Source organism: Trichococcus shcherbakoviae, from assembly GCF_963666195.1.
Lineage (GTDB): Bacteria > Bacillota > Bacilli > Lactobacillales > Aerococcaceae > Trichococcus > Trichococcus shcherbakoviae.
Genome location: NZ_OY762653.1, coordinates 1,545,804 through 1,572,059, shown reverse-complemented (window position 1 = coordinate 1,572,059; position 26,256 = coordinate 1,545,804). Strand labels below are relative to the sequence as shown.

26 protein-coding genes are annotated in these 26,256 nt (G+C 48.3%); 19 read left to right on the top strand and 7 right to left on the bottom strand.

The genetic code is table 11. The features are described 5' to 3' along the window. Window positions 1-15 precede the first annotated feature (15 nt). Window positions 16-2,208, top strand: a complete 2,193-nt coding sequence (locus tag ACKPBX_RS07570) for an alpha-galactosidase (RefSeq protein WP_407702531.1) — start codon at window positions 16-18, stop codon at window positions 2,206-2,208. Window positions 2,209-2,274: 66 nt separating this feature from the next. Here the strand turns inward: ACKPBX_RS07570 and ACKPBX_RS07565 are convergent, their stop codons facing one another. Further along, the gene (locus ACKPBX_RS07565) at window positions 2,275-3,264 is read right to left on the bottom strand and encodes a VOC family protein (RefSeq protein ID WP_319995037.1); all 990 of its coding nucleotides are present in this window, start codon (window positions 3,262-3,264) and stop codon (window positions 2,275-2,277) included. 268 nt (window positions 3,265-3,532) lie between these two features. Between ACKPBX_RS07565 and ACKPBX_RS07560 the strand changes: the two genes are divergently transcribed. Further along, complete coding sequence (locus tag ACKPBX_RS07560) at window positions 3,533-5,032, top strand: alpha-amylase (RefSeq protein WP_319995036.1); 1,500 nt, start codon at window positions 3,533-3,535, stop codon at window positions 5,030-5,032. Between the two features lie 321 nt (window positions 5,033-5,353). Here the strand turns inward: ACKPBX_RS07560 and ACKPBX_RS07555 are convergent, their stop codons facing one another. Then, the gene (locus ACKPBX_RS07555) at window positions 5,354-6,463 is read right to left on the bottom strand and encodes an ABC transporter ATP-binding protein (protein ID WP_319995035.1); all 1,110 of its coding nucleotides are present in this window, start codon (window positions 6,461-6,463) and stop codon (window positions 5,354-5,356) included. A 349-nt stretch (window positions 6,464-6,812) separates the two neighbouring features. Here ACKPBX_RS07555 and ACKPBX_RS07550 point away from each other — a divergent pair, with 349 nt between their 5' ends. The 11 genes from ACKPBX_RS07550 to ACKPBX_RS07500 all read left to right on the top strand — a co-directional run bounded on the left by ACKPBX_RS07550 (window position 6,813) and on the right by ACKPBX_RS07500 (window position 16,154). Then, the gene (locus ACKPBX_RS07550; RefSeq protein WP_319995034.1) at window positions 6,813-7,358 is read left to right on the top strand and encodes a dCTP deaminase/dUTPase family protein; all 546 of its coding nucleotides are present in this window, start codon (window positions 6,813-6,815) and stop codon (window positions 7,356-7,358) included. A gap of 103 nt (window positions 7,359-7,461) precedes the next feature. Further along, window positions 7,462-8,844, top strand: coding sequence for a DNA repair protein RadA (gene radA / locus ACKPBX_RS07545; RefSeq protein WP_086628780.1), 1,383 nt, complete (start codon window positions 7,462-7,464; stop codon window positions 8,842-8,844). 26 nt (window positions 8,845-8,870) lie between these two features. Further along, window positions 8,871-9,965 (top strand): PIN/TRAM domain-containing protein, encoded by a 1,095-nt coding sequence (locus ACKPBX_RS07540; RefSeq protein WP_086628844.1) that lies wholly within the window; start codon window positions 8,871-8,873, stop codon window positions 9,963-9,965. Window positions 9,966-10,013: 48 nt separating this feature from the next. Beyond that, window positions 10,014-11,483, top strand: a complete 1,470-nt coding sequence (gltX, locus tag ACKPBX_RS07535; protein WP_086628781.1) for a glutamate--tRNA ligase — start codon at window positions 10,014-10,016, stop codon at window positions 11,481-11,483. 77 nt (window positions 11,484-11,560) lie between these two features. Then, the gene (epsC, locus tag ACKPBX_RS07530) at window positions 11,561-12,079 is read left to right on the top strand and encodes a serine O-acetyltransferase EpsC (protein ID WP_086628782.1); all 519 of its coding nucleotides are present in this window, start codon (window positions 11,561-11,563) and stop codon (window positions 12,077-12,079) included. Between the two features lie 87 nt (window positions 12,080-12,166). After that, window positions 12,167-13,579 carry a cysteine--tRNA ligase gene (gene cysS / locus ACKPBX_RS07525; RefSeq protein ID WP_319995033.1) on the top strand — a complete coding sequence of 471 codons (1,413 nt, stop codon included), beginning with the start codon at window positions 12,167-12,169 and terminating at the stop codon, window positions 13,577-13,579. After that, entirely contained in the window at window positions 13,564-13,989 is a 426-nt protein-coding gene (locus ACKPBX_RS07520; RefSeq protein ID WP_319995032.1) for a Mini-ribonuclease 3, read from the top strand. The genes cysS and ACKPBX_RS07520 overlap by 16 nt, the downstream gene beginning before the upstream one ends. A 115-nt stretch (window positions 13,990-14,104) precedes the next feature. Beyond that, the gene (gene rlmB, locus ACKPBX_RS07515; RefSeq protein WP_233436741.1) at window positions 14,105-14,821 is read left to right on the top strand and encodes a 23S rRNA (guanosine(2251)-2'-O)-methyltransferase RlmB; all 717 of its coding nucleotides are present in this window, start codon (window positions 14,105-14,107) and stop codon (window positions 14,819-14,821) included. A 48-nt stretch (window positions 14,822-14,869) separates the two neighbouring features. Beyond that, a complete protein-coding gene (locus tag ACKPBX_RS07510; protein ID WP_319995031.1) occupies window positions 14,870-15,385 on the top strand; it encodes an NYN domain-containing protein in 516 nt (171 codons plus the stop codon). Window positions 15,386-15,628: 243 nt separating this feature from the next. Beyond that, window positions 15,629-15,862, top strand: a complete 234-nt coding sequence (locus ACKPBX_RS07505) for a hypothetical protein (RefSeq protein WP_168173206.1) — start codon at window positions 15,629-15,631, stop codon at window positions 15,860-15,862. Continuing rightward, window positions 15,843-16,154: a YbjQ family protein gene (locus ACKPBX_RS07500; protein ID WP_119092419.1), complete on the top strand. Its 312-nt coding sequence runs from the start codon at window positions 15,843-15,845 to the stop codon at window positions 16,152-16,154. Before ACKPBX_RS07505 ends, ACKPBX_RS07500 begins: the two co-directional genes overlap by 20 nt. A 395-nt stretch (window positions 16,155-16,549) precedes the next feature. Here the strand turns inward: ACKPBX_RS07500 and ACKPBX_RS07495 are convergent, their stop codons facing one another. Continuing rightward, the gene (locus tag ACKPBX_RS07495; RefSeq protein ID WP_319995030.1) at window positions 16,550-17,701 is read right to left on the bottom strand and encodes an MFS transporter; all 1,152 of its coding nucleotides are present in this window, start codon (window positions 17,699-17,701) and stop codon (window positions 16,550-16,552) included. A 345-nt stretch (window positions 17,702-18,046) separates the two neighbouring features. Here ACKPBX_RS07495 and ACKPBX_RS07490 point away from each other — a divergent pair, with 345 nt between their 5' ends. Then, a complete protein-coding gene (locus tag ACKPBX_RS07490; RefSeq protein WP_319995029.1) occupies window positions 18,047-19,321 on the top strand; it encodes an ATP-binding protein in 1,275 nt (424 codons plus the stop codon). Window positions 19,322-19,623: 302 nt separating this feature from the next. On the opposite strand, the gene ACKPBX_RS07485 is transcribed toward ACKPBX_RS07490, so the two are convergent. From ACKPBX_RS07485 to ACKPBX_RS07470, 4 genes are all read right to left on the bottom strand, one after another. Next, a complete protein-coding gene (locus ACKPBX_RS07485) occupies window positions 19,624-20,478 on the bottom strand; it encodes an aldo/keto reductase (RefSeq protein WP_319995028.1) in 855 nt (284 codons plus the stop codon). A 93-nt stretch (window positions 20,479-20,571) separates the two neighbouring features. After that, window positions 20,572-21,426, bottom strand: coding sequence for an aldo/keto reductase (locus tag ACKPBX_RS07480; protein ID WP_319995027.1), 855 nt, complete (start codon window positions 21,424-21,426; stop codon window positions 20,572-20,574). 29 nt (window positions 21,427-21,455) lie between these two features. Next, window positions 21,456-22,445, bottom strand: a complete 990-nt coding sequence (locus ACKPBX_RS07475; protein WP_319995026.1) for an alpha/beta hydrolase — start codon at window positions 22,443-22,445, stop codon at window positions 21,456-21,458. A 49-nt stretch (window positions 22,446-22,494) separates the two neighbouring features. Further along, entirely contained in the window at window positions 22,495-22,881 is a 387-nt protein-coding gene (locus ACKPBX_RS07470) for a nuclear transport factor 2 family protein (RefSeq protein ID WP_319995025.1), read from the bottom strand. Between the two features lie 217 nt (window positions 22,882-23,098). Here ACKPBX_RS07470 and ACKPBX_RS07465 point away from each other — a divergent pair, with 217 nt between their 5' ends. The 5 genes from ACKPBX_RS07465 to ACKPBX_RS07445 all read left to right on the top strand — a co-directional run bounded on the left by ACKPBX_RS07465 (window position 23,099) and on the right by ACKPBX_RS07445 (window position 26,222). After that, window positions 23,099-23,806 (top strand): flavodoxin, encoded by a 708-nt coding sequence (locus ACKPBX_RS07465; RefSeq protein WP_319995024.1) that lies wholly within the window; start codon window positions 23,099-23,101, stop codon window positions 23,804-23,806. Beyond that, entirely contained in the window at window positions 23,807-24,262 is a 456-nt protein-coding gene (locus tag ACKPBX_RS07460; RefSeq protein WP_319995023.1) for a MerR family transcriptional regulator, read from the top strand. It abuts the gene before it with no gap. A gap of 14 nt (window positions 24,263-24,276) precedes the next feature. Further along, window positions 24,277-24,915, top strand: a complete 639-nt coding sequence (locus tag ACKPBX_RS07455; RefSeq protein ID WP_319995022.1) for an NAD(P)H-binding protein — start codon at window positions 24,277-24,279, stop codon at window positions 24,913-24,915. Window positions 24,916-25,073: 158 nt separating this feature from the next. Continuing rightward, a complete protein-coding gene (locus ACKPBX_RS07450) occupies window positions 25,074-25,394 on the top strand; it encodes a helix-turn-helix domain-containing protein (RefSeq protein ID WP_160116928.1) in 321 nt (106 codons plus the stop codon). 213 nt (window positions 25,395-25,607) lie between these two features. Beyond that, window positions 25,608-26,222, top strand: a complete 615-nt coding sequence (locus tag ACKPBX_RS07445; protein WP_319995021.1) for an HAD family hydrolase — start codon at window positions 25,608-25,610, stop codon at window positions 26,220-26,222. The last annotated feature ends 34 nt before the right edge of the window (window positions 26,223-26,256 follow it).

Below are 26,256 nucleotides of genomic sequence, written 5' to 3'. Positions count from 1 at the left end.
CAAGGAGTGATGACTGTGACGATAACATTTGATGAAACAAAAAAATATTTTCATTTACAGAACGAATCAGTGAGCTATGTGATCGCACTGGAAGAAGAAAAATATGTGTCCCATCAGTATTGGGGAAAGCGGCTCAACAGTTTTTCGCAAGTGGCTGACTATCCGCGCCAAGACAATGCCTTTGCGCCCAATCCGTTCGAGGTGCCCGGCCGTGTGTTTTCGCTTGCGACCTTGCCACAGGAATTTCCGGGGAATGGCAGTGGCGATTTCCGCGAATCAGCATTCGAGTGCCTGTATCCGGATCAAACGACTGTCAGCCTGCTGACTTATAAGAGCCATGAAATCGTAACCGGCAAACAGCCATTGCAAGGCTTGCCGCATACTTACGAAACAAAAGAAGAGCCGGCGGAAACCTTGCTGCTGACGATGGAAGATACCGTCACAAAAGTCGAAGTCGTTCTGAGCTACACCTTGTTCCGCGACTATCCGGTACTGACACGTTCAGCAAGTTTCCGCAACAATGGAGCTGAAGACATCCATCTGAACAAAGCGTTGAGCATGTCCATCGATTTTCCGGATGCTGATTTTGACATGATCCAGTTGCCGGGTGCTTGGGGAAGGGAACGCCAAATTGTGCGTACCCCACTTGTCCGCGGCATCCACACGCTTGACAGTAAGCGTGGCACTACCAGTCACGCCTATCAACCCTTTGTGGCGTTGGCCGAGAAAATGGCGACGGAAGACCAGGGAGCGGTCTACGGTTTCCATTTCGTCTACAGCGGCGAATTCCGAGCTAATGTCGAAGTCGATACTTACGCGCAGACACGCGTCCAGATGGGCATCAATCCAACCCACTTCCAATGGCATTTACCTGTTGGAGAGGCGTTCCAGACACCGGAAGTCGTATTGGTATACAGCGAAAACGGGTTGAATGGCCTATCGCAGACGCTGCATCCGTTCTACCAGAAACATCTGATTCGCGGGCAACATCAATTTGCGGAGCGACCGGTCCTGATCAACAACTGGGAAGGCACCTACTTCGATTTCACAGCTGACAAAATCGAAGCGATGGCCGATGAAGCATCCACTTTGGGGATCGAACTGTTCGTGCTGGACGATGGTTGGTTCGGCAAACGTGACGATGACTACTCTTCGTTGGGTGATTGGCATGTCCATACCGCGAAATTGCCGTCCGGCTTGAAGCAGCTCGCGGAGAACATCAAGGCGAAAGGGATGCTGTTCGGGCTTTGGTTCGAACCGGAAATGATTTCCGAGGACAGCGAACTTTTCCGCGCCTATCCGGATTGGTGCATCCATACGCCAGGCCGGGAAAAATCGCTCAGCCGCAGCCAATACGTGATCGACTTCAGCCGCAAGGAAGTCCGCGACAACATCCTGGCGCAGATGATGGCGATACTGGATGACGTCCCGGTCGACTACATCAAATGGGACTATAACCGCAACATGACCGAAATCGGTACGGCGGCTCCAGGCGCATTGCCGGGGGAAGTGCTGCACAAGTACATGCTGGGTCTTTATGAAGTGATGGAGGCACTGGTGACGAAATATCCGCAGATTCTCTTCGAAAGCTGCTCAGGCGGTGGCGGACGCTTCGACCCAGGTATCCTTTACTATATGCCGCAGACTTGGACCAGTGACAATACCGATGCGGTGGCGAGACTGGAAATCCAATACGGCACCAGCCTTGTCATGCCGATTTCGAGCATGGGTTCGCACGTCTCAGCTATCCCGAATCATCAGACGCACCGTAAGGCTTCGATGAAGATGCGCGGGGATGTGGCGATGGCCGGCAATCTTGGCTACGAACTCGACGTCACGACGCTTTCCGAAGCCGAGAAGCAGGAGATGAAGGAGCAGATCAGCTTCTACAAGGAACACCGCAAGCTCGTCCAATACGGTGTCTTCCATCGCATCCTCAGTCCTTTCGAAACGCAGAACGAAGCGGCTTGGATCTTCGTCAGTCCGGAACAGGATGAGGCGCTTTATTTCTACTACCGCGTCCTCGATCGGGCCAACCTGAAGAAGAAAAAAGTGCTTTTCAAAGGCTTGGACCCTGTTAAATTCTACACCGTCAGCGGGTATGAAGGGGCAATCGGCGGGGATGAGCTGATGAACCGAGGGCTCTACCTGAAGGATGCCCTGCAGGGGGATTATCAGAGTGTTTGTCTGGTGCTGAAGGAAGCATAATCTGTTTAAGACGCAAAAAAAGCAGGAGTTGTCTCGTTGATTCGAGGCGGCTCCTGCTTTTTGTTCTCAGTCCAAATATTCTTTTTCGAAAGTCTTCGTGCTGCGGACGGTGTCGAATTGGCGGACCAAGCCTTCGATTTCTTCGCGATTGTTGCGGAATTTCGGCGGCAAGGCCAAGCGTTCGCCCAATGTCTCGTAGGGCTCTTCATCATCGATGAATCCGGGGCCGTCCGTCGCAAATTCTAACAGGATGCCTTGGGCGATGTTGGCGTAGAGCGATTCGAAGTAGAAGCGGTCGACATAGCCGGAGATCGGGAAGCGGTAGGATCCCATATGCGCGATCCAGTCTTCCAGTTCTTTGCGGTCCTTCACGCGGAAGGCCATGTGGTGGACGCTGCCGAAACCTTGCTGGGCTTGGCCCATCGAAGCGTTGTGCTCCACGATCATGCGGCCGCCGTTTCCGCCTTCGCCCACTTCGAAGAGATGGGTTTCGCCTTCGGAAGCAACGTGGCGGAAGCCTAGGACAGTCTCCAACACTTGCCTGTAGAAATTGAAGTCAGCGATGCGGACGAAAATCGGTCCCAAGCCGCGGATGCCGTATTCATTGGGAACAGGGCCTTTTTGCCAAGGGATGCCGGGAGCCACGCCGGTATCAGCCTCATCGGAAACCAACTGATAGAGCTGCTCATCAAAGTCCTGGAAGTCGATCACCCGACGGCCGAACTGCTCGTAAATGCCGGAATGTTTGACATTGTATTTGTCGAAACGTTTTACCCAATAGTTTAGGGCTTCATCCGAAGGGACGCGCAGGCCGGTCTTGAAGATTTCGTTGGTCCCCCTGACGGCTTTCGGGATGCCCGGGAAATCGAAGAAAGTTATGTCGGTGCCGGCACTGCCGCGGTCATCGGCGAAGAAAAGGTGATAGGTCTGGATGTCGTCCTGGTTGACGGTTTTTTTGACCAAGCGCATGCCCAGGATGTTCGTGAAGAAGGCATAATTTTTTTCAGCACTGCTTGTGATGGCGGTGACGTGGTGGATTCCTCTTAATGTGTTCATGGATCAGTTCCTCATTTCATTGTGCATTCTGTTTCGTATATTCCTAATTCGAGATATATAATCAAAAAAAGAAATCAGCAATCAGCTAACTTAATGTCAGTATACCGGCGCCGGATTCAAGATGCAAGCATTTCGTCTCGGCAACAAGAAATGCGGTGCTCCTGAGCCTTCCCAAAAGGCAAATGGAAACGAAGCATGTATAATGAGGATAGCAAAAAGCATTTTGTAGACTACAACAAATCTAGAATAATCGGAAGGCAGTGATCGCATGGCAGGAAATGGATTGATGATGCAATATTTTGAATGGTATTTGGATGATGATGGTCAATTATGGAATCGCCTGAAGGAGGATGCCAAGCATCTGAAGGGATTGGGCATCACGGCTGTCTGGACTCCGCCGGCCTACAAAGCGACAGGGACGAATGACACAGGCTACGGCGTCTACGATCTCTATGATTTGGGTGAATTCGACCAAAAAGGGGCCGTACGCACAAAATACGGAACCAAGGAAGAGTACTTGGCTGCGATCGAAGCCTTGCATGCGGAAGGGATCGCCGTCTATGCCGACGTCGTCCTGAACCATAAGGCCGGCGCGGACGAGACGGAACGCTTCCTTGCTTATGAAGTGAATCCCGACAAGCGTCAGGAAAAGGAGTCCAAGTCATACGAAATCGAAGGTTGGACGAAATTCACTTTTCCGGGCCGTGGCGACAAATATTCTGATTTCAAATGGTCTTGGGAACATTTCACTGGGACGGACTTCAACAACGAGAATGGCAAAGAAGCTATCTACATGATCAAAGGCTTCGAAAAAGGCTGGGCGGAAAATGAAAGTGTAGACAGCGAGTACGGTAATTACGATTACTTGATGTATGCGGACATCGACTACGGCCACCCTGCAGTCGTTGAGGAAGTCAAAAAATGGGCCGATTGGTACATCAAAGAAACCGGCGTCGACGGCTTCCGCTTGGATGCCGTCAAACACATCAATGATCAGTTCGTGAAGGATTTCGTGGAGACGATCCGCGCGCAGCATGGCGATGATTTTTACGTGGTCGGTGAATATTGGAAGTACAAATACGGCGCGATCAAGGAATATTTGGAAGCGACCGACTTCACATTCGATCTTTTCGATGTGGCCCTGCATCAGAACTTCCATGTCGCATCCCAGCAGGGCAAGGATTACGATCTGCGCGAGATGTTCAAGCAGACGCTGGTCGCCAAAAATCCGACCCATGCGGTTACGTTTGTCGACAACCATGACTCACAACCCGACCAAGCTTTGCAGTCCTTTGTCGAGCCGTGGTTCAAACCCTTGGCTTACGGCGTGACACTCTTGCGCGAACAAGGCTTCCCTTGCTTGTTCTATGGAGATTACTACGGCATCAAAGGCCCGCATCCGGTCGATGGCCAGCAAACGTTCCTGGATAAACTGCTCTATCTGCGCGCCAACCATGCTTACGGCGAACAGCGCGACTACTTCGACCACGGCAACTGCGTAGGCTGGACCCGTCTCGGAAACGAAGAGCATCCGTACGGCTTGGCAACTGTCCTTTCCAACAGTGAAGAAGGCTTCAAGGACATGTACGTGGGCGAACAGTATGCTGGCGAGACTTTCGCTGACTACACGGGCAACCGTGAAGATAAAGTCGTAATCGGCGAGGACGGCAATGGGCATTTCCCTGTCAATGCCGGTTCGATTTCGGTCTGGGTGAAGGACGGCATCTCTCCAGCTGAAGCCTTCGATGAGACCGCGGTGGAAGGGTAGATTCTTTCAGAAATGGCCGCCAGTCGAACTGTGCCGTGGATGTGGGGATTTTCTCCGGTGAACGGAGGCTTTGCCGGAGTTCAGCCCACATTTTGAGCTGTTCTCCGGCAAGGACGGCTTCGCCGGAATTGCGCCCGATTGTTGCCGGCCTTCTCCGGTGAGGGGGTCTTCATCGAAGTTGAGGCCACATTCTGCCACGCTCCTCCGGCCAACCAAACCCCATAAGAAAAAGGCGAGCCGATGAAGGCTCGCCTTTTTCTATGGGGGGAGGGTAGGTTAGAACTGGTAAGTGTGTTTCAGGTGATGCTGACCGTCCTCTGGTTAAGGGATGGCGATCACGTCTTGGGATTGCTTGTCGAAGAAGTGGGACTTGCTCATGTTGAAGGCCAAATCAATGACTTCGCCTGGCGAATGGAAATCGCGAGCGTCCACACGGGAAATGAATTCTGTTCCGCCGACTTTACTGTAAAGCATGGTTTCAGCACCCAATAATTCGGATACGACCACTTCCGCTTTGACGGCCCAAGTCGGGTTGGTATCAAGAACGATCTGCTCACTTTGGATATCTTCCGGACGGATGCCGAAGATCAACTCTTTGCCGTTGTATCCGCGTTCTTCCAAGACTCTGCGTTTTCCGGCCGGTAAAGTCAATTTAAGACCTTCGCCGTTCGTGATGACCCCATCCTGCAAGGTTACGTTGAAGAAGTTCATGGCAGGCGATCCGATGAATCCGGCTACGAATACATTCACTGGCGTATCATAGACTTCTTTCGGGCTGCCGATCTGTTGCACAAAGCCGTCCTTCATGATGACGATGCGGTCCGCCATGGTCATCGCTTCAGTTTGGTCATGGGTTACGTAGATAGTTGTCGTGTTCAGGCGGCGGTGCAATTTTGCGATTTCAGCACGCATGGCCACACGCAATTTTGCGTCCAAGTTGGATAAAGGCTCATCCATCAGGAAGACTTTCGCATCACGCACGATTGCGCGGCCCAAAGCGACACGCTGTCTTTGACCACCGGATAAAGCTGCCGGTTTGCGGTCCAAATATTCCGTCAAGCCCAGGATGTCGGCTGCGTTATCAACGCGTTTTTTGATTTCATCTTTGCTGTACTTTCTCAATTTCAGACCGAAAGCCATGTTGTCGAATACAGTCATATGCGGATATAGTGCATAGTTCTGGAACACCATTGCGATATCGCGGTCTTTCGGCGCAACGTCGTTCATGACTGTATCGCCGATGACCAATTCGCCTTCCGAAATGTCTTCCAGCCCGGCGATCATACGAAGTGTCGTTGATTTTCCGCAACCGGAAGGACCGACAAAGACGATGAATTCGCGATCTTGGATATGCAAATTGAAGTCTGTGACTGAATAATTTTGGGAATTGTCATATTTTTTATGGATGCTGTTCAACTGGATCTCTACCATTTTATTTGTACCTGCCTTTTGATTTTTTTTTGGTTTTCTTTTATGTCCTTATCTTATTTGAAAGCGGATTCCATAACCACGGGAAACTGCCCAAAAAAGACGCCGGGTTTTTGTGCACTTTGCCGAAGGCGCTTTCTTGATGCGGAAAGCTTTTAGAAAAACCTCAGGAATTGGTCATGAAAAAGTCTCAATTCCTTGCTATAGTTTGCATAGCGCTCGCTCCGGCAGAGTCAGCAAAGAGCAAGTGCACAACTAAACCGTGAAAAACAGCCTTTGTTTTGGTAAAATGGTTCTTTGATGCAGGACAGATCGATAAAGCGATACTAGAGAGAAAAAGGGGTTTTGATCCATGAACAAAAGAGGGTTTGAAGTCATCAGCAGTTATGCCGATAAAAACATCCAATTACCCAAGCGTGCAACGAAACACGCAGCGGGATACGATTTTGAAGCAGCCGAAGAAATCGTCTTGCCGGCGATCTGGAAGACGGTCGTGCAAAGCGCGGGATCACATCTTACAGAAATCTTCAGCAGCGACAAAGATGAGGCGCTCGAAAAGAAAGAGCAACTTTTGCGTCCGCTATTGGTGCCTACCGGGATCAAAGCCTACATGCAGGAAGATGAGTACTTGCAATTGACGAACCGTTCCAGCAATCCGCTGAAAAATTTCATCGTGCTGCCGAACGGCGTGGGCATAGTCGATGCGGATTATTACAATAATGAAGGCAATGAAGGACATATCTACTTCCAGTTCCTTAATTTCGGCTTGCGCGACAAAGTCATCCGCAAGGGCGATCGCATCGGTCAGGGCATATTCCTGCAGTTCCTGAAAGCCGACCAGGATGAAGCAGAAGGATCGGAACGCACAGGCGGTTTCGGATCGTCAGGACAAGCGTAAAAAGAAAAGCCAAATCCTCGGGTATTTGCGTATTGTTATACGTAGAATAGGCTTTTTGTGATAAAATAAGATAAGTTGGTTTACACTTGAAGGAGAGATTCATTTGGCAAAAAAAAATGCAGTGAAATACGTTTGTCAGGCTTGCGGGTACGAGTCGCCGAAATGGCTGGGACGTTGCCCGAACTGCAACACTTGGAACCAAATGGAGGAAGAGCGGGAAGCGACGAAAGCAGTGAAGCAACAGCAGCGTTCCAATTTCAGCGGGAATGTACCTGAAGCAATCGCCATCCAGGACATCAAGACCGAAAATCTGCCGCGCGTCAAAACGCAGATGGAAGAAGTCAACCATGTACTGGGCGGAGGCATCGTGCCCGGTTCGCTGATTTTGATCGGGGGCGACCCCGGCATCGGCAAGTCCACTTTGCTGTTGCAGGTTTCGGCGCAGATCAACCAAGGCGGTCACCGCGTTCTTTACATCTCCGGAGAGGAAAGCGCGAGTCAGATCAAATTAAGGGCGGAGCGGCTAGGGGTCAAGGGTACCGACTTCTACATCTACCCGGAAACGGATGTCGACGCGATCCGCAGCACAATCGAGCGGATCAAGCCGGAATTCGTCATCGTGGACTCGATCCAGACGATGATCCATCCGGACATCACGAGCACGGCCGGCAGCGTAACGCAAGTGCGTGAATGCACCGCCGAATTCATGCGGATTGCGAAGAGCAACGACATCGCGATATTCATCGTCGGACACGTGACGAAGGAAGGCGCCATCGCCGGACCGCGGATGCTGGAGCATATGGTGGATACGGTGCTGTATTTTGAAGGCGATCGGCATCATGCTTTCCGGATCCTGCGCGCCGTCAAAAACCGTTTCGGATCGACCGATGAAATCGGTGTTTTCGAAATGATCGAGGGCGGCTTGCGCGAGGTGCGGAATCCTTCCGAACTGTTCCTGGAAGAGCGGCTCGCCGGAGCATCCGGATCGGCAGTCGTTGCCTCGCTTGAGGGCACGCGCCCGATTTTGGCCGAGATCCAATGTCTGATCACGCCGACTGTCTTCGGGAATGCCCGCCGGACTGCGAGCGGCTTGGACTATAATCGGGTTTCCCTGATCATGGCCGTGCTGGAAAAACGGGCGGGCTTGCTGCTTCAGAACCAGGATGCCTACTTCAAATCGACAGGCGGCGTGAAGCTGGATGAGCCGGCCATCGACTTGGCAGTGGCGGTCAGCATCGCCTCAAGCTATTGGGACACCGAGACTTCCGCGACAGAGTGTTTTATCGGCGAAATCGGCCTGACCGGAGAAATCCGCAGAGTCAGCCGGATCGAGCAACGCGTCAACGAAGCTGAAAAATTGGGCTTCACGAAGGTGTATCTGCCGAAGAACAATATGGCTGGCTGGAAGCACCCGAAAGGGATCCAGATCATTCCTGTCGCAACGCTTCAAGAGACGCTGCGCAAAGTATTTCCGAATAAAAATTGATGACAGAAGGAAAGAGAGGGAAGCCTTTGAAACGGAAAATCATTACGGCCGTCTTCCTGATGGTGGGCGGCAGCGCTGGTATCACAGCACTGCCTTACCTGTGGGAATTAGCGGGCATACGAAACAATCTTTTCAACAATGTTTTTGTTAATTTTGGGGTTGGAGCACTTATATTTTATTTATTGTCATTCTTATTGATGAAATTGATTTTGGACATCATACAAAAGATAGAAAATTATTTCAGCACCTTATCGGTCAGCTACATGCTGTTCGGTTCGATCGGAACGATCATCGGGCTTGTGTTGGCTTGGCTGATCGGCATCCCATTGACATCACTGAGGATTCCGGTCATCAACGATGTGCTGCCGGCTATTTTGTCCTTGATCTTGGCTTACTTCGGATTCCGTGTGGGGACTACCCGGATCGAAGAATTCCGTAAACTGTTCGCGCCGAAACCGAAAAAGCAGGAAGAAACACAGATGCTCGACCGCAAAGCGGATGATACTTTCCGCAAATACAAGATTTTGGATACGAGCGTCATCATCGACGGCCGCATCTACGACATCGCCAAAACCGGCTTCCTGGAAGGCGTCATCGTCATCCCGAACTTCGTTTTGCGAGAACTGCAGTATATCGCGGATTCCTCCGACAGCCTGAAGCGCGTCAGGGGCAGACGGGGATTGGACATCCTGAACAAACTCCAAAAAGAAGAGGACATCGTCGTGGAAAGCTACGACGGCGAATTCGAAGAGATTCCTGAAGTCGACAGCAAGCTGATCCGTTTGGCAAAACTGATCGACGGCATCGTCATCACGAACGACTATAACCTGAACAAAGTCTGCGAGTTCCAAAATGTTCCGGTATTGAACATCAATGCCTTGGCAAATGCCGTGAAGCCGGTCGTCATACCCGGTGAATACATGGTCGTCACCGTCATCAAAGTCGGAACGGAACGCAATCAAGGGGTGGCTTATCTGGATGACGGCACGATGATCGTCGTCGAAGAGGGACAGCATTACATGAACGAGACGATCGAAGTCGTCGTCACGAGCGCCTTGCAGACAGCTGCCGGCCGCATGATCTTTGCGAAGCCTGCGCATTCACAAAAAGGCATCAAATAGAAAATCCAGCACGACATAACCAGCTCCACAGAAAAGGGGATACTTCATATGACAAAGAAAATCCGCGTACGTTATGCACCAAGCCCAACCGGTAACCTGCATATCGGAAACGCCCGTACAGCATTGTTCAACTACCTGTTTGCCCGCCATAACGACGGCGAGTTCATCATCCGCACCGAAGACACGGACCAAAAACGCAACCTTGAACACGGCGAAGAAAGCCAACTGCAAAACTTGGCATGGTTAGGGATGGACTGGGATGAAGGTCCGGACAAACCAGGTAAATACGGCCCGTATCGTCAATCCGAAAGACAGCATATCTACGATCCGTTGGTCGATCAACTGCTTCTTTCCAACCGCGCCTACAAGTGCTACTGCAACGAGGAAGAGTTGGAAACGGAACGCGAACAGCAAAGAGCACGCGGCGAAATGCCTCATTACGGCGGCAAATGCGCAAACTTGACGCCTTCCCAACAAGCTGAAAAAGAAGCACAAGGCATCACGCCGGTCATCCGTTTCCGTGTGCCAATCGAAAACACCTACACATTCGATGATATCGTCAAAGGACCAATCACATTCGAAGCCAGTAGCGTCGGCGGGGACTACATCATCCGCAAACGCGACGGTTTCCCGACCTATAATTTTGCAGTTGCGGTAGATGATCATATGATGGCCATCACCCATGTCCTGCGCGGGGATGATCACATCGCCAATACACCAAAACAAATGATGATCTATGAAGCTTTCGATTGGAAGATACCTACTTTCGGGCATATGACGTTGATCATCAACAGCGAAACAGGCAAAAAACTGAGCAAACGCGATGAAACGATCCTTCAGTTCATCGAACAATACAAAGACTTGGGCTACCTGCCGGAAGCGATGTTCAACTTCATCACGTTGTTGGGCTGGTCACCGGTCGGAGAAGATGAGATCTTCTCGAAAGAAGATCTGATCAAGATGTTCGATCCGGAACGCCTGAGCAAATCTCCAGCCGCCTTCGACCAGAAGAAACTGGAATGGATCAACAACCAATACATGAAGAGCGCCGACCTGGATGCAATCGTAACTTTGGCCGCACCGCACTTGGTGGCTGCCGGCAAATTGCCGGAAAACCCGAGCGAAGCCGACAGCGAATATGCGAAGAAACTGATCGGTCTGTACCACGAGCAAATGAGCTATGCTGCTGAGATCGTTGACCTATCGGAAATGTTCTTCGCTGATGAAATCAACCTGGACGCAGAAGCGCAGGAAATCATGGCTGCCGAAACAGCGCCGACCGTGCTTGCCGCATTCAAGGAACAATTGGTTGCCATCGAGCCGTTCGAAGAAGCCGAAATTCTGGGAGCCATCAAGGCAGTCCAAAAAGAAACCAAGATCAAAGGCAAGAACCTTTATATGGCTATCCGTGTCGCCGTCAGCGGCCAAATGCACGGGCCTGAAATTGGTAAGACCATCGAAGTGCTGGGCAGAGAGAAGAGCTTGGCCCACCTGAACAGCGTATTGGAAAAGATGTAGGACCCACAAAAAAGTATAGTAAAAGTGAGCTTATTCTATATAATAGATGGATAATCCAAAAAGGAGCATGAAATGACTTGAATAGATTACGCGAAACAATTCAAACCATAAAAGATCATGATCCGGCTGCGAGGAGTACGTTGGAAGTCGTTCTGACGTACCCGGGGTTACATGCCATCCTTATATATGATATCGCTCATTTTTTTTATAAGCGAAAATGGTATACCTTCAGCCGGGTGATTTCGCATCTCGGGCGTTTCTTAACCGGAATCGAAATCCATCCCGGAGCGACGATCGGACATCGCTTGTTCATCGACCACGGCATGGGGATCGTCATCGGGGAAACAGCCGAAGTCGGCGATGATGTCATGATTTACCATGGCGTGACGCTGGGGGGCACCGGGAAAGACACCGGCAAACGCCATCCCACCATCGGGAACAACGTGCTGTTGTCCGCCCATGTGCAGGTGTTGGGGCCGATCAAAATCGGCGACAATGCCAAAATCGGGGCATCGGCTGTCGTCGTCAGCGAAATACCGCCTGATGTCACAGCGGTCGGCATACCCGCAAAAATCGTCCGTTACCATAAGCTGTAAGAAAACAAAAAATCCAGAAATCAACAGAATGAGTAGCAAACGAAAAAGGGCGTCAGCCCTTTTTTCGAAGCTGGAAAGGAGTGCGCAATGTTAAAAATCTACAATACCCTGACGCGCGAAAAAGAAGAGTTCCAACCGATCCAAAAGAATAAGGTGGGCATGTACGTCTGCGGTCCGACCGTCTACAACTACATCCATATCGGCAACGCGCGCAGCACAGTGGCTTTCGATACCGTCCGCCGCTATCTGGAATACCGCGGCTATGACGTGAATTTCGTTTCGAACTTCACCGACGTGGACGACAAGATCATCCGCGCGGCAAAAGAGCTGGGCATTTCCGCGAAGGAAGTCGCTGAAAAGTTCATCGCAGCCTTCTATGAAGACACAGCGGCGCTGCACGTCGAAAAAGCGACGCTGAATCCGCGCGTGATGGAAAACATCCCGGACATCATCGCCTTCATCGGCGAATTGATCGAAAAAGGCTATGCCTATGCGGCTGATGGCGACGTCTATTACCGCACCGGCAAGTTCAAGGACTACGGCAAATTGAGCGATCAATCGATCAAAGATCTGATCGTCGGCGCCAGCGAACGCTTGGATGCTGAAGAGAACATCAAGAAAGAGGATCAGCTCGATTTCGCGCTTTGGAAAGAAGCGAAGCCGGATGAAGTTTCCTGGGAATCGCCTTGGGGTCCGGGACGTCCGGGCTGGCATATCGAATGCTCCGTGATGGCGACCAAATACTTGGGCGACACCATCGATATCCACGGCGGCGGCCATGACCTGACTTTCCCGCACCACGAAAACGAAATCGCCCAGAGCGAAGCTAAAACCGGCAAAACTTTCGCGAACTACTGGATGCACAACGGCTTCGTCACGATCGGCGAAGACGCTGAAAAGATGAGCAAGTCGCTCGGGAACTTCGTGACGGTGCATGATATCCTGAAGGAAGTCGATCCGCAGGTGCTGCGTTTCTTCCTCGGAACAGCGCACTACCGCCGTCCTGTCAAGTACAGCGACAAAGCCATCGAAGAAGCCAAGATCAACCTGGATAAGGTCAAAATCGCCTATCAGAACGCCCATTACCGCCTGCAGGATGCCGTTGCGGCACTGCCGGACGATGCGGAAAAACTGGCTTTGTTCCAGAATCTGCAGGAACAGTTCGTTACCGAAATGGACGACGATTTCCAGGCGGACAACGCCATGACGATCGTTTACCAGTTCGCCAAGGAATTGAACATCTACGCAGAAGGCGAAGCCGTTTCTGAAGCGGTCATCACCAAAGCGTTGGCTTTGTACAAAGCGATGGCCGGCGTATTCGGCGTCGTGCTGGAGGAAGAGGCTTTGTTGGATGATGACATCCAAACACTGATCGATGAACGGACGCAAGCCCGAACAGACAAAAATTTCGCCCGCAGTGATGAAATCCGCGATTACCTGAAAGATCAGGGCATCATCCTGGATGACACTTCGCAGGGCACTAGATGGAGAAGAGCATAGTGACAGAACAAAATTGGAGCTTATTGAACGGTCTTGCCTTGGCGTATGTCGGCGATGCCGCTTATGAGACCTATATCAGAACGCATTTACTAGAAAAAGGACACACCAAACCCAACCAGCTCCACCGTCGGGCGACTTTCTTCGTTTCGGCCAAGGCCCAAGCGAAGCTGATGCACGCGTTGCTTGCCAAAGAGGGCTTCCTGAGCGAAGCAGAAGTGGACATGTACCGTCGCGGCCGCAACAGCAAGAGCCATACGATCGCCAAAAATGCGGACGTAACGACCTACCGCATCGCGACCGGATTCGAGTCGTTGATGGGCTATCTGCATCTTTCCGGACAAGAAGCACGGCTTGAAGAGTTGATCCGTTGGTGTATCCAAGAAGTCGAGGAAAACAATTATGAAAAATAAACCGAACCGCGCGTTCAAAGACACCCGCACTGCCCCGAAAAAGGGCAGACCGGAACCAAAACCAAAACGACGCGATGACGAAGAAAAAGAAACACCCGAAAACGAAGACTTCGTGATGGGACGCCACCCGGTACTGGAATTGCTGCGCTCCGATCGCGACGTCAACAAACTGTTCATCCAAGATGGATTGGGCGGAGAAAAATTGGGCGACATCATCAAGCTGGCGAAGGACCGCAAGATCCAGATCCAAGCGGTGCCGAAGTCCAAGCTGGACACGTTGTCCGACAATGCCGTCCATCAAGGCGTCATCGCCGCCACGGCCGCTTTCCAGTATGCCGTGCTCGATGATTTGTTCGAAGCGGCTGCCGCCAAGAACGAAGATCCTTTCTTCATAATCCTGGATGGTGTCGAAGATCCGCATAACCTGGGTTCCGTGCTGCGTACTGCGGATGCCTGCGGTGCCCACGGAGTCATCATTCCGAAACGCCGCGCTGTCGGCTTGACGGCGACAGTCGCCAAAGCATCGACAGGCGCCATCGAACATGTGCCGGTCGTGCGCGTCACGAATCTGCACCGCACAGTCGAAGAATTGAAGGAGCGCGGTGTCTGGATCTACGCCACCGACATGTCCGGGCAGGATTACCGCCAATGGGATACAACCTTGCCGTTGGCCATGATCATCGGCAACGAAGGCAAAGGCATCTCGCGCCTGTTGAAGGAATCCGCAGACGGCTTGTTGACCATCCCGATGGTCGGCCATGTCCAAAGCCTGAACGCCGGCGTTGCAGCCGGACTGATGATGTACGAAGTTTTCCGCAAACGCCACGTTTGATCCGATTCGTAGCGTCTGCGTACCAGAAAAAGCGAGGTGAAGATCCTGTTGAAGAAAGAAATCCTGATAGTGGACGGCTACAATATGATCGGCGCCTGGCCGGAACTGGTGAAGCTGAAGAACCAGGACCTCATCGAAGAGGCCAGGGATCAACTGCTGCAGGCGCTGTCCGATTATCAAAATTATGAAGGCAACGAAGTCTGGTGCGTTTTTGATGCCCAGTTCGTTCCCGGTATCACGAAAGAGTATTCTAAATACCGGGTGAAGGTCATCTTTACCGCACAAGGGGAGACCGCCGACACCTACATCGAAGGCGTCGTCAAAAAACTGCGCAACGTGCTGACCGAAGTCTATGTCGCCACCAGCGACTTGGCCGAACAGCAGCTCGTCTTTTCGAAAGGCGCCCAGCGCATCTCCGCCATGGAACTCTACAAGGACATCAAACGCTCCAAAAAAGCCTTGGAGACCGAAAGCCGCCGCTTCCGCGACCAACGCCAGCGCGGCACCTGGTCGGATGACCAACTGGAGATCCTGCGGGAAATCTACAAGGATATGGTGGAGTGAAGACACGCTCATAATGAACACAAATAAGAGGTCGTCTCGTTTAATTGCGAGGCGGCCTCTTATTTGTGGAATTGAGTTTACAATAGCGGCCCCGAAATCCGTCCTAAAATCCGGCCACAACGTGGGAAATTCTATTTGGCATAATTGTATGTCTGGGAAAATTGGATATGTTCGCTTTGGGTAAGGTATACTGTATAGAGGATTTAAATAATTTCTCTAAGATGCAGAAAGTGGGTAATGCTATTGAAAAAACAAACGAAAAAAATGATTGCCCCAATAGTGATTACAGTTTTGGTTATTTCCTATTTTATATTCTACATGTGGCTGGGACTGGCTAGTTCTGGTGACATCCCTTTGCTGATGAAAATACTGTTGATCGTTGTCCCCAGCGGATTGATTGTGCTGATGGTGTACTTGTTAATAGAAAGAGTGAATGAAATCAAGGAGGATGATGACGATGATCTTAGTAAATACTGATTATATAAGCGGAAAAGAATTTGAAATGTTGGGACTGGTTAAGGGGAGTACGATTCAGTCCAAAAACTTAGGGCGCGATATTTCACAAGGGCTTAAAACGCTGATTGGCGGAGAGCTTAAAGCCTATAATGAAATGATGAATGAGGCCAGGGCCATAGCAACAAAGCGGATGGTTGACGAAGCGACCACACTAGGAGCGGATGCAGTGGTAAACATTCGGTATGCTTCCTCTGCAATCATGCAGGGCGCAGCTGAAGTGATTGCATATGGAACCGCGGTTAAATTTAAATAAAATTACATAGGAACGTATATTTTTGGTAATCATGCCGAAGGAGTTATTAGCTTTCTCTACAGGTTACTTTCAGGAACGCAAATGACAGCTTTCATTTGCGTTCTTTTTGATGCGTTCGACAATAACCTGTCGAACGCCATCAAATTTACCGACCCCGGCTGCGGCCCCGTACAAGAGTAAATTTCTCGAATAGGTGGCCTGCATTCGGCAATTTTGGCTGACCACTCTCCAGATGCACACTCTAAAGTAATAATAGTGAGCACCACATCAGCTTCTGCTGCTCAAAGGAGCTGTAAGAATAGGCAAAAAGACAGGAACTTACCAGTTGAGGTTAGTTCCTGTCTTTTTTCGGAGGTCTTTTAATCCCGGAATCTTCAACGTACATCAAACCGATCTCAAGGATATTTTTTCATCGAAACCATTTGGATCAGCACGAGCGCCAGACTGGTCAGGAGGGCAATAAAGGCAATGCTTTGGATACCGCTGAGGTTGATGACGACGGCAGCCAAGCTGGCGCCGAACGCACCGCCCAATTGGATCAAGGAACCGTTGATGCTGAGCATAAAACTGGATTTGTTATCGGTCACTTGGGCGATGCCGGTGTTGAGCTGCAGGCCGGTGAACCAGGCACTCATCAGCCATATGATAATGAAGAGCACGCTTAACCATTTCGACGGTTGGAAAACAAGGATCAATAGCATCGCTGCCGTTTGGAGCACAGCCCCGAGCATCATTGACTTGGCGTATCCGATGGCATCCGATACATGGCCGCCGAGCAGGTTGCCCGTGAAACTGGCAAGGCCAAGCGCAACCAGTATCAGGCTCATCAGCGGCTCGATGGAAGGGAAAAGCAACAGCAAGTACGGTGTCGCATAGGTGTAGAAGGCGTTGTATCCCATGAACATCATCAACGTATAGGCAAGCAGCAGCAACGTTTTCCCGTCCTTAAAGAACTGTAGCTCGTTTTTCAGATCCAGTTTTGTGGCCTCGTGATCCGCTTTCGGCAAATATTTCATGAAATAAGCGAGGGACAACAGCATCATGGCATTCAATATCCAAAAAATGCTGCGCCAATCCAGGATGGAGGATAAGGCGCGCGTCAATGGGATGCCGATAACGAGCGCCAAGGAACTACCCATGATGTAGAAAGCCAAGGAACGCCCTTGTCTATCCTTGGGAGAGAGCGCTAAGACCGTCGAAATGGCCAATACACCATAGCTGTTGGCGGAAATCCCCATCAGCAACCGGACGATGAGCAGCTGCACAAAATTTTGGGCATAGATGAGCGCGAATGTCGTCAAGATCGTCGCAAACAGCATGAGTTTCAGCATCCGGCTGCGTTCGACCTTCCTGAACAGGATCAAAGTAATCGGCACCCCGAACGCGGCCCCATAGGAGTACATCGTGTTCAGCAACCCGGACTCGGCCACCGAGATGCCCAGCGAAACGGCCACCTTGTCCAAGATTCCGCTGAAGATAAAAGCCGTCATGGCAAGGACAAAGCTCATCAAACTGAAGACCAGCAACGTTAGATTTGGTTTTTTCATATCATTCTCCTTCGAAAAGTGGTTTTTGATTGCGGTTACATCTTTTAGCAAGCAAGTTCTTACTCAACCTACCGTCTTCGGAAAAATCCGAACATAAGCGCATTATACAGGTTAACCTTAACTCTAAGTCAAGCTTTTCCGTAGAAATCTCTGTCATTGTCATAGGCGGATAGAGAATGCTGGTACAAAAACGTAAAGTAGAGATCGACAAATTTGTAAAATTGAATCAGCAAAAACGTAAAATTGAAACGGAAAATTTGTAAAATTGGATTTGCAAAAACGTAAAATTAGTGATAACATTTTTGTAAAGTTAAGACCTACAAAAACGTAAAGTGAGTGATTCGTATGTATGAAAAACGCATCATTGACGAGTCCTTAAAAAGCTACTTCGAGGATTTGCCGGCCATCTTGATAGAAGGCGCAAAAGCTGTAGGAAAAACAGAAACTTGTTCGCATCTGGCGAAGACCGTCTTCAGCCTGGATAACGAGGCCACTCGGATGCTCCTGAAGGGTGATCCTGAAATCATTTTGAGAGAAGAGCATCCGATTGTATTGGATGAATGGCAACTGCTCCCCGAGATATGGACGTTCGTCAGACACCAAGTTGATAAGGGATTGCCTGCAGGCAGCGTACTCTTCACAGGCAGTAGCATCAAAGTCAATTCCCGGATCCATAGTGGGGCAGGGAGGATTGTCAGGATGAAAATGCGGCCCTACTCAATTGAGGAAAGAAAAATGTCCGACGAATATATCCGGATTTCTCATTTGTTTAACGGATCGAATACGGATAAGATCAACGGGAAGACGGATAAGAACATCACGCATTACTTGGATGAAATTTTTAAATCGGGATTTCCGGGTATCCGAAATAAAGCGGAACGCACGCGAAAATTACTGTTGGGCAGTTACACAACGAACATCGTGGAGCATGAGTTCAGCGAGAATGGTTTTACGGTCAAGAAACCGGAGAGTCTGCTCGCCTGGATGAAAGCCTATGCCGCGTCCATCGGTACGACAACCAATTTCCAAACCATCATCGATGCAGCTATGGCCAATAATAGCGAGGCGCCAAGCAGGCCTACAGCCAACAATTATCGTGAGGCCCTAAAAATTCTGTACATCATTGATGAAGTACAGCCGTTTTTAGCAATCGGAAAACTCTATCCCAATTTAGCGAAAGCGCCAAAGCATTTCATGCTTGACCCCGCAATTGCATTGAGTCTGCTTGGGGTGAGTCGCGAACAGCTCGAAACCTACAAAGTGCCCAAGCACGTCGGGAAATTCAATCAAACGTTGATAGGGCAACTATTGGAGTCCCTCGTGTATCAGAGCCTGATTGTTTATGCCGATGCGAATGATGCACAGTTGTATCACTTTCGGGACGCAAAAGGAACGCGAGAAATCGACTTCATTCTGCAAAAAGGGAATGCGCTGATCTTGTTCGAAGTAAAAGCCGATCCCGATGCGAAAGACCAGTATGTAGAGCACTTAAACTGGTTTGAGGATACAGTGAAGGATGAGTTCCAAGTAACCAAGGTGTTGCTGAATACAGGGCCTTATGCATACACGAGAGAATCGGATGGGGTACATGTGATTCCGATTGCGATGCTAGGCGTTTAATTGATGTGGGAAAAACACGCATTGCTTATAGTGAAACAGGAATCAAAAAAGCACGAGTCCGTGTCTATTTTGATTCCTATTTTTATAACTGTAACGTTCATATATCTTCGTGCTTATGCACCTAGTTCATCAGGCAGAAAAACCGTAAACGTACTCCCGCCATCCTTCTAGCTTTCGACCGCAATCTGACTTTTCGACAAGTTTTACCAAGGCGATTCCTCCTGCTCATCCGAAGGGTAGGCAATAAAAAAAGAGGCGAGATTTCTCGCCCCTTTTCACTAAGTTAATGACTTTAATTCAAATTAATATGATTTTCCGATATAACCAGCTAAGTTTTCAATTGTTTGCGCATCGTGGTGGTCAGCGTATACGGTGGTATCTGTGTTGATTGCAGCAATTTTTGCCATATCATCTGCGCTTAGTTCGAAATCAAAGATGTCGAAGTTTTGGCGCACACGTTCTGGATTTGCTGATTTGGAAAGTGAAACGACGCCACGTTGTAATTGCCATCTAAGCATGACTTGCGCAGTTGATTTGCCGTATTTGTCAGCGAGTTCTTTCAAAACTGGGTTGGTGAAGACGTCAAATTTGCCTTCAGCAAAAGCACCCCAACTTTCAATTTGAATACCTTTAGATGCCATGTAGTCTTGGTCAGCCTGCTTTTGGTGGAAGACATGCAACTCAACTTGGTTCACAGCTGGCGTTACCTTGTTGAAAATTGACAAGTTAGCTAATTGGTCATTCTTGAAATTAGACACACCGATAGCTTTGATTTTGCCTTCGCTATAAAGTTCTTCCAGCGCACGCCATGCGCCAAAAGTATCCCCGACAGGTTGATGAAGAAGGTAAAGGTCAACATAGTCCAAATCAAGTTTTGCAAGGGAATCAGCAAAAGCTTTTTTAGCGCCTTCATAACTCATGTCTGCAATCCAAAGTTTTGTTGTGATGAAGAGGTCCTCGCGGGGCACGCCTGATGCCTTGATGGCTTTGCCTACTGCTTCTTCGTTACCATAGGCTTGCGCTGTATCAATGAGGCGGTAACCTGTTTTGATAGCTTCTTCGACGACTTCCTGACAAATTGCTGGGTCTGGAATTTGGAAAACGCCAAAACCAACCATAGGCATCTTGATTCCATTATTAAGTGTTGTATATTCCATGTGAATACCTCTTTCTTTGTTTGATAATGATTAGTATAAAGTGTGGAGTTCAATCCATAGCAAGAGAAAAGTTTCATTTTTTTTAAAAACTTTCTATGCTTGCTTATCGTAGTTCATACGTGTCAGCAAAAAGATGCGTTGCATCCATTTGGGCAGATTGAAGAAGCGTTTACCGTTATCGAGTTGGGCGATTTGCGCCAATTCGGCTGCTGTCAGTTCAAAATCAAAAATATCCAGATTGCTGTCTATGTGAGCCGGATTTTTAGAACCTGGAATGACAATATTTCCTTTTTGGACATGCCAATGCAAGATGATTTGAACAACGGATTTATTGTATTTACTTGCCAATTCAGTAAAGATGGGTTCGGCAAGCAAGTCTTTGTCAGCTGACCCAAGTGGGTACCAAGCTTCAAGCGCAATATTGTCCTTAGCGAGTTTTGCTTTTAAATCTTTTTGTTGGAAATAAGGGTGGCATTCCACCTGCACAACAGCTGGTTTGATAGTCCCTTTGTTTATAACCTCGTCCAATTCATGTCCTGTAAAGTTAGAAAGACCAATAACCTTAATTTTCCCAGTGCTTACAGCCTCTTCCAGAGCTTTCCAAGCGCCTAGATAATCGCCTACCGGTTGATGCAACAGCATGAGGTCAAGGTAATCGACGCCTAAACGGTTCAGGGTTTCCTCAATTGCTTGCTTGGCTTTTGCATATTTATATTCTGTCGGCCAGATTTTGGAGGTCAAGAAAATCTCGCTTCGATTGATGCCTGATTTTTTGATTGCACGTCCAACAGCTTTTTCATTCATGTAGATATTTGCCGTATCAATCAATTGATACCCGTTTTTCAAAGCATGTTCCACGGAACGTTCTGCATCTGTTGGACTGATCCGATAAGTTCCTGTCCCGAGGTTAGGAATAATCTTATTATTATTTAAAGTTGTATATCGCATTGTTTCCTCCTTATTTAATAAGAGCGCTGCTATTTTTCAAAGAAAAGCGGGAGCATGTTGTAAATGTATTCTTGAACGGCTACCAGATCATGAACGCCACCGTCGTTGATGGCCATGGTCACGTTCTCAGAAGTAAAAATTGGGCGTGTGCGCATCTCCTTAACCTGCGTCGTAATCAGATCATTCGCAAAGTCTTCGGTACCGGTTGCTGCATAAATGTAATAATCATCGGATTCGAATGTGCTTTCCCTAACAGCATTTTCCAACACATCTACCGTTTGGGCGGAATTATCGCGGCCGCCATATACTTCCACTTCCCAGCTGTCGCCACTCATCGGACCAAAGTATTTGATGTAATCCAGGTTGTGGATGAACTGGGACCACGTTGTCACGGAACCGCCGGAAAAACCTGCGAAAGCACGGTGCGCACGTGAATTTCGGAAAGCTTCTTCTGATGTTCCCTGTGCGTAGGTATGATAGTTGCTTTCGATATAGGGAACGAGATTGTTTCTGAAATCTTGGTGAAAATGACGGATCTCATCTTCTGAGCGGCTAAAATCTTGTGATTGATTTTCAGCATCAAATGTTGGCGTAACAATAATCGTTGGCTCTATATCGCCATTTGCATTCATATTATCCAAAATAGTGATCAAGTTAGAGTAGTTGAAAAAATCACCCGCAGTCATGTGCCAACCATGCATGAGGTAGAGAATGTTATACCGTTTTTCAGGATCAGCCTCATCATAGCCTGCCGGCAGATAAACATAAGCAGTCTTAGTGATTTCGGAAGGGGTATCTTGTGTGTAATCCAGGCTATCATACTGAACCTCAACAACGCGACCGGTTTCATTGGGACTTTCGAAGTAAGCGCTCGGAACGTCGGTGGTCTGTATCCTATTGACTTGGCTACCGATGCTTTCGGTATTCTTTTGACTCTGGTTCCTCATCCAGAAATAAAGAGTGCCCAGCAGCAAAATTGCTACCAGGAAACCAACATGCATTTTCGTCAGTCCCTTCATTGATCATCGCCTCCGCTTAGAAATAGTATCCTTAGTCGATCCGATCTCTTTACATTTTGTAAGCTTCAAAATCACTTGCTATCCGGGTATAAGTTTCGGCAGCTAATTTCCAGCCATCTTTAGTCTTTGTGAAGACTTCAGAGAGGACAAAAGGATTCTGTACTTCATTTCCCCCGATTGCTGCTGTTAAGATCATTTTTTTGAAAATAATGGCGGTGCTGCCATAGTCCACAACGTATTCCTCTGCAATATCAACCGCTTTGAAGATAAAGATTTTGTCATTAAATACTTCAAGTTCCCCAGCCTTATCAAAGGTGATTCCCATATGAACAAAGCGCGCGTTGTCAGCAATAAATCCTGCAACTGCGGTCATATCATTTGCTAGCTTTGCATCCCAAATTTGTTTGGAAATGCGTTGAACATCGTGTGTTGTCATAATCATTCTCTCCTATCATTATTAAGTATAATCAGGATTCAAGAGTTGCATTCATTCTTGATTGTATTGATAAACTTATTGTAAACCGTGGAGTTAAGACCATAGCAAGCATTTTACTTATTTTTATATATTTCTTGCTATGGAGTGCACACCATACTGTACAGTGAAATGAATCCTGGATGTATGGATAGGACTGAAATAATGAAGAGGTGAGATGATGAAAAAATCCGCAAGATTATTAATCGGCATAGCATCAATCTTTGCTTTAGCGGCCTGCAGTACTGACAATGGATCAAATCAAGCAGAGAATGAAGCTGATTCCACAAGCGAATTCGGAACTGCCAGTGATTCAACAGAATCAATAAATGGCGGTTCGGAACGTACATTGGTTGCTTATTTTTCTTATCCAGTAGGGACAGATCTGGACGTGGTAAGTGGCGCCAGCGTTTTGCAAAATGATGGCGAATACCTTGGGCTAGTGGAGCAGGCGTCAATCTGGATTAGTGAAGAACTCGAAGCAGATTCCTTTTTGATCGAGCCGGCAGAAGCTTATCCCGATGATGTAAGACAAATTATCGATGAAGTCAGCTCTAATGATGCACCCGATCGCGAACTGACCCGTTTAGTAGAAAACTTTGACAATTATGACACGATATATTTAGGCTATCCCATTTGGATGGGAACACTTCCACCACTGGTCCAGAAGTTTTTGGAAAGTCATGATTTTACTGGCAAAACAGTTATTCCTTATACCGTTCATGGGGGGAGCGACCTGGCAAATACGGTAAGAACAATCCAAGAAGAAATTCCAGAGGCAACTGTTGTGAATGATGCTTTATCGGTTTCCCGAAATGACATTGAAAACAGCCAACAAGAAATTTTGGATTGGCTGGCAGAAATAACAGCAAAAGGTGGTGGGGTTTAAATGAACAGCAAACAAGTAGCGGAAATCTTTCATTTATCGATCGATACCCTCAGATATTACGAGCGAGTCGGGGCAATTCCACCGATAGAGAGGGATGAAAACGGTTATCGGAACTATCAGACTGGAGATATGAACTGGATATTTCTTGCCAGAAATTTACGGGCAGCCGGGCTTTCAATGGAAGCCCTCATTGAATTTTCCAAATTAGCCCAACTGGGTGCAGTACAGGATGTTTCGGCTGCGCAAAAAGCAATTCTCAATGACCAATTAGAAAAAATTAACGAAAAAATGGAGGAATTAAGCAAAGTCCGTCGTATTCTGGAATACAAAATCGATACGTACGATGACCATCTTGCGAAGGCTCTAAGCGGAGAACTAACTGGAGAGAATGCAGAAAAAATGTGGGAAATTGATTACTATCATTTAAAAAACGAACAGCAACCTGTAATTATATAAGGAGGAACAAAATAATGCGTATCATGATTTTAGGTGCTGCCGGCGAAATCGGCAGAATGGTGACGGCAAATTTATTGGAGCAAACTGATTTTGATTTAACTTTGTATGGGCGCAATGTGACATCCCGGCTAGCTTCCATCACCAATTCACGTGTGAAATTAGTAGACGGGGCTTTTGAAGACACAGCGACGATCAAAGCTAATTTAACCGATGTGGATGCAGTTTATCTCAACTTTGTTGCTGAGGATCATATTATTAAGCCGTTGCTTAAAATATTGGATGAAGTCGGAGTCAAGCGGTTCATTATCGCCAGCGTTCCTGACCTGTATGAAGAAGTTACTGGTAGATTTCAGAAATGGTATCGTGCCGGTATGGGTAAAATTTGGCAGTCGAAATTGCGTACAGCCGCTGACCTCGTTGAAGCCAGCGACCTGGACTATGTGATTTTGCGTATCACATGGCTGTACAACCAAGCGGGGAATACTTCTGTTCATGTTACGCGCAAAGGGGAACCATTTACCGAAGCACAAGTAACGCGACAAGCAGTAGCTCAATTTGTGACGGATTTGCTTACGGGCAAAGCTGATTATCATCGCGAGAGTTTGGGCTTGGGCGAACCGGGTACGGACTACGCAAAACCAAGCTTCTATTAATCTAAAATCAGAAGATGATTCTTTTGACAGATATAAATTTTTTTGGGGTTACACATTCAATCTCCTCTCCGTCTTTATTAGTAGAGACCAAGATAGCGATTCACCTTCATGGTGTCAGTGGTACGGTCGAAACAAACAAAAGGAAAGCAGGGAAAATGATGGACAAGACAACACAGGTGATTGATGTACTTTCGATGGGGTATGGAACTGTTCCGAGAAGTGTGATGAGTGACCGGAAGCTGACGGTCGAGGCGAAGGCGATCTATGCGTACTTTGCCGCATGCATCGGGGCCGGGGACACAAGCTTCCCCACGGTCGGCGAAATCAGCAAGGATCTGAATATGAGCGAGGAACGATTCCGGAAGCATCAGAAAAACTTGATTGAAAGAGGATATCTGACAATCCGAAAAGATACGGCGGCAAACGGCAGATACAGCACGAACGTGTATGTGATCCAGGAACGGGTTGCCAAAGGATAAAATAGAAAATCAAACATAAAAGGACTGCCCTAAACCAAAAATGGTTGAAGGCAGTCCTTTTTGTAAAACCAAAGAAACAACTATGGAGTCATCTGATAACTTTTCCAGTTCGACAACTTCTAATAAAGGGATCAAGATGAGTGGGGAATAGCCATCAATATAGAACCCTTCAAACGGGCTTTCCAAAAGCACTTTAGCCGATTCAAGGATGAAGTGAAGATAGAAGAACTGTATAAGCTGAGCAGGAAATACAGTGATGAGGCTTTTGAATCGACGGGTTATGAAATCACAAACCTGAGAAAGATGCACATTTACCGAATTTCAAAGGCATTCGAGGAGCTGGGCATCTGGATAACGGAAGAGGAGGCGCTGCGTTTCCAACTGGACTACGAAACCTTTCAGAACGAAATCAAACTGATCGAAGAATTTCCACAAATTTTTGAACTGCTGCTCCAAAGAGGCGCCAAGGTTGGCATCATCACAAACGGTGCCAACGACAACCAACTCAGGAAAATCAATCAATTGGGTCTTGAAAAATGGATCGCTCCTGAAAATATGCTGGTTTCGGAAGGAGCCGGTGTCTCCAAACCCAGTAAAGAAATCTTTGAAGCAATGGAAAGAAGAATGGGATTATCAAAAAACGACGTATATTACATTGGGGACAATTTCGATAATGATGTAATTGGGGCAACTGCGGCGGGTTGGAAAACGATTTGGGTGAATTTCCGGAACCACAAAACGATTGGCCAGGAAGTTTCGGCAACGTATGTGGTGGAATCGCCGCAGGAATTGTTGCGGTTGGTGGATGTACTTACGATAGCTCTGTAGGATATAAGGTGATTGGTATCACTACCACGTACTT

Coding starts and splice junctions, on each gene's coding strand:
- ACKPBX_RS07565 (WP_319995037.1), bottom strand. CDS start 3,264: ATGAACACATTAAGAGGAATCCACCACGTCACCGCCATCACAAGCAGT.
- ACKPBX_RS07560 (WP_319995036.1), top strand. CDS start 3,533: ATGGCAGGAAATGGATTGATGATGCAATATTTTGAATGGTATTTGGAT.
- ACKPBX_RS07555 (WP_319995035.1), bottom strand. CDS start 6,463: ATGGTAGAGATCCAGTTGAACAGCATCCATAAAAAATATGACAATTCC.
- ACKPBX_RS07550 (WP_319995034.1), top strand. CDS start 6,813: ATGAACAAAAGAGGGTTTGAAGTCATCAGCAGTTATGCCGATAAAAAC.
- gltX (WP_086628781.1), top strand. CDS start 10,014: ATGACAAAGAAAATCCGCGTACGTTATGCACCAAGCCCAACCGGTAAC.
- cysS (WP_319995033.1), top strand. CDS start 12,167: ATGTTAAAAATCTACAATACCCTGACGCGCGAAAAAGAAGAGTTCCAA.
- ACKPBX_RS07520 (WP_319995032.1), top strand. CDS start 13,564: ATGGAGAAGAGCATAGTGACAGAACAAAATTGGAGCTTATTGAACGGT.
- rlmB (WP_233436741.1), top strand. CDS start 14,105: ATGGGACGCCACCCGGTACTGGAATTGCTGCGCTCCGATCGCGACGTC.
- ACKPBX_RS07500 (WP_119092419.1), top strand. CDS start 15,843: ATGATCTTAGTAAATACTGATTATATAAGCGGAAAAGAATTTGAAATG.
- ACKPBX_RS07495 (WP_319995030.1), bottom strand. CDS start 17,701: ATGAAAAAACCAAATCTAACGTTGCTGGTCTTCAGTTTGATGAGCTTT.
- ACKPBX_RS07490 (WP_319995029.1), top strand. CDS start 18,047: ATGTATGAAAAACGCATCATTGACGAGTCCTTAAAAAGCTACTTCGAG.
- ACKPBX_RS07485 (WP_319995028.1), bottom strand. CDS start 20,478: ATGGAATATACAACACTTAATAATGGAATCAAGATGCCTATGGTTGGT.
- ACKPBX_RS07480 (WP_319995027.1), bottom strand. CDS start 21,426: ATGCGATATACAACTTTAAATAATAATAAGATTATTCCTAACCTCGGG.
- ACKPBX_RS07475 (WP_319995026.1), bottom strand. CDS start 22,445: ATGAAGGGACTGACGAAAATGCATGTTGGTTTCCTGGTAGCAATTTTG.
- ACKPBX_RS07470 (WP_319995025.1), bottom strand. CDS start 22,881: ATGACAACACACGATGTTCAACGCATTTCCAAACAAATTTGGGATGCA.
- ACKPBX_RS07465 (WP_319995024.1), top strand. CDS start 23,099: ATGAAAAAATCCGCAAGATTATTAATCGGCATAGCATCAATCTTTGCT.
- ACKPBX_RS07460 (WP_319995023.1), top strand. CDS start 23,807: ATGAACAGCAAACAAGTAGCGGAAATCTTTCATTTATCGATCGATACC.
- ACKPBX_RS07455 (WP_319995022.1), top strand. CDS start 24,277: ATGCGTATCATGATTTTAGGTGCTGCCGGCGAAATCGGCAGAATGGTG.
- ACKPBX_RS07450 (WP_160116928.1), top strand. CDS start 25,074: ATGGACAAGACAACACAGGTGATTGATGTACTTTCGATGGGGTATGGA.